Here is a 5,642-nt window from a genome sequence, read left to right as displayed (position 1 = left end):
CGTTTGGTTTTTCATCCGCCCAAAGCCAAACCCCCTGTACGCGAAGCGTACAGGGGGTTTGGGGATAGGAGCTTGACGATGACCTACTCTCACATGGGGAAACCCCACACTACCATCGGCGATGAGTCGTTTCACTACTGAGTTCGGGAAGGGATCAGGTGGTTCCAACTCTCTATGGTCGTCAAGCAATCGGGTTGGGGAATCGACGTTCAGTCGCGTCCCCTAATTGGGTATGTGATAGCGGTGGTGCGAGTTCTTGCAAATTTTCGGTTTGTGTCGACTTAGCCTGTAACACACAAATTGTTTGGGTGTTATATGGTCAAGCCTCACGGGCAATTAGTATGGGTTAGCTCAACGCCTCACAGCGCTTACACACCCCACCTATCAACGTCGTAGTCTTCGACGGCCCTTCAGGGAGCTCAAGGCTCCAGTGAGATCTCATCTTGAGGCTAGTTTCCCGCTTAGATGCTTTCAGCGGTTATCTATTCCGAACGTAGCTACCCGGCAATGCCACTGGCGTGACAACCGGAACACCAGAGGTTCGTCCACTCCGGTCCTCTCGTACTAGGAGCAGCCCCTCTCAAATCTCAAACGTCCACGGCAGATAGGGACCGAACTGTCTCACGACGTTCTAAACCCAGCTCGCGTACCACTTTAAATGGCGAACAGCCATACCCTTGGGACCGGCTTCAGCCCCAGGATGTGATGAGCCGACATCGAGGTGCCAAACACCGCCGTCGATATGAACTCTTGGGCGGTATCAGCCTGTTATCCCCGGAGTACCTTTTATCCGTTGAGCGATGGCCCTTCCATACAGAACCACCGGATCACTAAGACCTACTTTCGTACCTGCTCGACGTGTCTGTCTCGCAGTCAAGCGCGCTTTTGCCTTTATACTCTACGAACGATTTCCGACCGTTCTGAGCGCACCTTCGTACTCCTCCGTTACTCTTTAGGAGGAGACCGCCCCAGTCAAACTGCCCACCATACACTGTCCTCGATCCGGATAACGGACCAGAGTTAGAACCTCAAGCATGCCAGGGTGGTATTTCAAGGTTGGCTCCACGCGAACTGGCGTCCACGCTTCAAAGCCTCCCACCTATCCTACACAAGCAGGCTCAAAGTCCAGTGCAAAGCTACAGTAAAGGTTCACGGGGTCTTTCCGTCTAGCCGCGGATACACTGCATCTTCACAGCGATTTCAATTTCACTGAGTCTCGGGTGGAGACAGCGCCGCCATCGTTACGCCATTCGTGCAGGTCGGAACTTACCCGACAAGGAATTTCGCTACCTTAGGACCGTTATAGTTACGGCCGCCGTTTACCGGGGCTTCGATCAAGAGCTTCGCTTGCGCTAACCCCATCAATTAACCTTCCGGCACCGGGCAGGCGTCACACCCTATACGTCCACTTTCGTGTTTGCAGAGTGCTGTGTTTTTAATAAACAGTCGCAGCGGCCTGGTATCTTCGACCGGCATGAGCTTACGGAGCAAGTCCTTCACCCTCACCGGCGCACCTTCTCCCGAAGTTACGGTGCCATTTTGCCTAGTTCCTTCACCCGAGTTCTCTCAAGCGCCTTGGTATTCTCTACCCAACCACCTGTGTCGGTTTGGGGTACGGTTCCTAGTTACCTGAAGCTTAGAAGCTTTTCCTGGAAGCATGGCATCAACCACTTCGCGTCCTAAAGGACACTCGTCATCAGCTCTCGATCTTGAACGCCCGGATTTGCCTAAGCATTCGATCTACCACCTTAAACTTGGACAACCAACGCCAAGCTGGCCTAGCCTTCTCCGTCCCTCCATCGCAGTAACTAGAAGTACAGGAATATTAACCTGTTTCCCATCGACTACGCTCTTCAGCCTCGCCTTAGGGACCGACTAACCCTGCGTCGATTAACGTTGCGCAGGAACCCTTGGTCTTTCGGCGTGGGTGTTTTTCACACCCATTGTCGTTACTCATGTCAGCATTCGCACTTCTGATACCTCCAGCCAGCTTCTCAACTGACCTTCACAGGCTTACAGAACGCTCCTCTACCGCATCACCTAAGTGATACCCGTAGCTTCGGTACCTGGTTTGAGCCCCGTTACATCTTCCGCGCAGGCCGACTCGACTAGTGAGCTATTACGCTTTCTTTAAAGGGTGGCTGCTTCTAAGCCAACCTCCTAGCTGTCTAAGCCTTCCCACATCGTTTCCCACTTAACCAGGATTTTGGGACCTTAGCTGACGGTCTGGGTTGTTTCCCTTTTCACGACGGACGTTAGCACCCGCCGTGTGTCTCCCATGCTCGGCACTTCTGGGTATTCGGAGTTTGCATCGGTTTGGTAAGTCGGGATGACCCCCTAGCCGAAACAGTGCTCTACCCCCCAGAGTGATACATGAGGCGCTACCTAAATAGCTTTCGAGGAGAACCAGCTATCTCCGAGCTTGATTAGCCTTTCACTCCGATCCACAGGTCATCCGCTAACTTTTCAACGGTAGTCGGTTCGGTCCTCCAGTCAGTGTTACCTAACCTTCAACCTGCCCATGGATAGATCGCCCGGTTTCGGGTCTATTCCCAGCGACTAGACGCCCTATTAAGACTCGCTTTCGCTACGCCTCCCCTATTCGGTTAAGCTCGCCACTGAAAATAAGTCGCTGACCCATTATACAAAAGGTACGCAGTCACCCAACAAAGTAGGCTCCCACTGCTTGTACGCATACGGTTTCAGGATCTATTTCACTCCCCTCTCCGGGGTTCTTTTCGCCTTTCCCTCACGGTACTGGTTCACTATCGGTCAGTCAGTAGTATTTAGCCTTGGAGGATGGTCCCCCCATATTCAGACAAGGTTTCTCGTGCCCCGTCCTACTCGATTTCACTTCTAAGATCCTTTCGCGTACAGGGCTATCACCCACTATGGCCGCACTTTCCAGAGCGTTCCGCTAAAATCAAAGAAGCTTAAGGGCTAATCCCCGTTCGCTCGCCACTACTAAGGGAATCTCGGTTGATTTCTGTTCCTCAGGGTACTTAGATGTTTCAGTTCCCCTGGTTCGCCTCTTACACCTATGTATTCAGTGCAAGATACTCAGCTTATGCTGAGTGGGTTCCCCCATTCAGAGATCTCCGGATCAAAGTCTGTTTGCCGACTCCCCGAAGCTTATCGCAGGCTACCACGTCTTTCATCGCCTCTGACTGCCAAGGCATCCACCGTATGCGCTTCTTCACTTGACCATATAACCCCAAGCAATCTGGTTATACTATGAAGACGACATTCGCCGAAAATTCGCGCTTGAACTCGCAAATTTTACCTTGACCAAACTAATCGCCAGTGAAAACGATCAGTCAGTCTACTTCTATCACATACCCAAATTTTTAAAGAACAGTTCTGGCGCAAAGACCAGAATTCAATGCTCGGCCTAAACCAAACACTCAATTCTGAGCTTTCAAGCGATTCGAGTTTAATGGTGGAGCCAAGGAGGATCGAACTCCTGACCTCCTGCGTGCAAAGCAGGCGCTCTCCCAGCTGAGCTATGGCCCCATCGTCTGACCGGCCACGCCCCTTGACAATTGGTGGGTCTGGGCAGATTCGAACTGCCGACCTCACCCTTATCAGGGGTGCGCTCTAACCAACTGAGCTACAGACCCAATCGTCTCACTCTTGGGTCTACACCCAATCGCTTTTCGCAAGTGAATCAAGCAATTCGTGTGGGAGCTTATGATAAAGCTGATCGTCTTCGATTAAGGAGGTGATCCAGCCGCAGGTTCCCCTACGGCTACCTTGTTACGACTTCACCCCAGTCATGAATCACTCCGTGGTAACCGTCCCCCCGAAGGTTAGACTAGCTACTTCTGGAGCAACCCACTCCCATGGTGTGACGGGCGGTGTGTACAAGGCCCGGGAACGTATTCACCGCGACATTCTGATTCGCGATTACTAGCGATTCCGACTTCACGCAGTCGAGTTGCAGACTGCGATCCGGACTACGATCGGTTTTGTGGGATTAGCTCCACCTCGCGGCTTGGCAACCCTCTGTACCGACCATTGTAGCACGTGTGTAGCCCTGGCCGTAAGGGCCATGATGACTTGACGTCATCCCCACCTTCCTCCGGTTTGTCACCGGCAGTCTCCTTAGAGTGCCCACCATAACGTGCTGGTAACTAAGGACAAGGGTTGCGCTCGTTACGGGACTTAACCCAACATCTCACGACACGAGCTGACGACAGCCATGCAGCACCTGTGTCTGAGCTCCCGAAGGCACCAATCCATCTCTGGAAAGTTCTCAGCATGTCAAGGCCAGGTAAGGTTCTTCGCGTTGCTTCGAATTAAACCACATGCTCCACCGCTTGTGCGGGCCCCCGTCAATTCATTTGAGTTTTAACCTTGCGGCCGTACTCCCCAGGCGGTCGACTTAATGCGTTAGCTGCGCCACTAAGATCTCAAGGATCCCAACGGCTAGTCGACATCGTTTACGGCGTGGACTACCAGGGTATCTAATCCTGTTTGCTCCCCACGCTTTCGCACCTCAGTGTCAGTATCAGTCCAGGTGGTCGCCTTCGCCACTGGTGTTCCTTCCTATATCTACGCATTTCACCGCTACACAGGAAATTCCACCACCCTCTACCGTACTCTAGCTCAGTAGTTTTGGATGCAGTTCCCAGGTTGAGCCCGGGGATTTCACATCCAACTTGCTGAACCACCTACGCGCGCTTTACGCCCAGTAATTCCGATTAACGCTTGCACCCTTCGTATTACCGCGGCTGCTGGCACGAAGTTAGCCGGTGCTTATTCTGTCGGTAACGTCAAAATTGCAGAGTATTAATCTACAACCCTTCCTCCCAACTTAAAGTGCTTTACAATCCGAAGACCTTCTTCACACACGCGGCATGGCTGGATCAGGCTTTCGCCCATTGTCCAATATTCCCCACTGCTGCCTCCCGTAGGAGTCTGGACCGTGTCTCAGTTCCAGTGTGACTGATCATCCTCTCAGACCAGTTACGGATCGTCGCCTTGGTGAGCCATTACCTCACCAACTAGCTAATCCGACCTAGGCTCATCTGATAGCGTGAGGTCCGAAGATCCCCCACTTTCTCCCGTAGGACGTATGCGGTATTAGCGTCCGTTTCCGAACGTTATCCCCCACTACCAGGCAGATTCCTAGGCATTACTCACCCGTCCGCCGCTCGCCACCAGGAGCAAGCTCCCGTGCTGCCGCTCGACTTGCATGTGTTAGGCCTGCCGCCAGCGTTCAATCTGAGCCATGATCAAACTCTTCAGTTCAATACTGCTTGGGTTTTGAGAAAACCCTAAACTTGGCTCAGCAATCGCAAATAAACTCTTTGAATTCACGAAGAGTTACTTGTGTTGCTGATAATCACTCGACCATCAGTCTTACATCACAAGCACCCACACGAATTGCTTGATTCAGTTGTTAAAGAGCAATCGGTCAAGTCTTTCGCCTCAACCAAGGCCGCGCATTCTACAGCAGCCCTTCTTACTGTCAAGCTGTTTTTCGAAAATCTCTTTTCTACTCAACCGCTTGCGCTTCCGAAGCTCAAACCCCTCGGCAGCGGGAGGCGAATCTTACAGCATCCTCAAACACTGTCAACCCCCTCCTCCGCACCCCGGCCCGAAGACCTAAGCACTCGGCGCGATCAACCCTCAACCGC

General features: G+C 52.5%; 2 tRNA genes and 3 rRNA genes. All 5 read right to left on the bottom strand.

Going from position 1 to position 5,642, the window contains the following annotated elements:
- Positions 1-70: 70 nt before the first annotated feature.
- A 5S ribosomal RNA gene (gene rrf, locus OGL92_RS21845) occupies positions 71-186 on the bottom strand.
- A 129-nt stretch (positions 187-315) separates the two neighbouring features.
- A 23S ribosomal RNA gene (locus tag OGL92_RS21840) occupies positions 316-3,206 on the bottom strand.
- Positions 3,207-3,437: 231 nt separating this feature from the next.
- Positions 3,438-3,513 (bottom strand) — tRNA-Ala (locus OGL92_RS21835).
- 30 nt (positions 3,514-3,543) lie between these two features.
- Positions 3,544-3,620: transfer RNA gene (locus OGL92_RS21830), tRNA-Ile, on the bottom strand.
- A 94-nt stretch (positions 3,621-3,714) separates the two neighbouring features.
- Positions 3,715-5,253: ribosomal RNA gene (locus OGL92_RS21825) — 16S ribosomal RNA — on the bottom strand.
- Together the 16S, 23S and 5S rRNA genes with 2 tRNA genes alongside form the textbook arrangement of a ribosomal RNA operon.
- Positions 5,254-5,642 lie beyond the last annotated feature (389 nt).

The organism is Pseudomonas sp. RIT-PI-AD, assembly GCF_025642785.1.
Classification (GTDB): Bacteria; Pseudomonadota; Gammaproteobacteria; order Pseudomonadales; family Pseudomonadaceae; genus Pseudomonas_T.
This window is presented reverse-complemented; position numbering and strand designations above follow the sequence as displayed.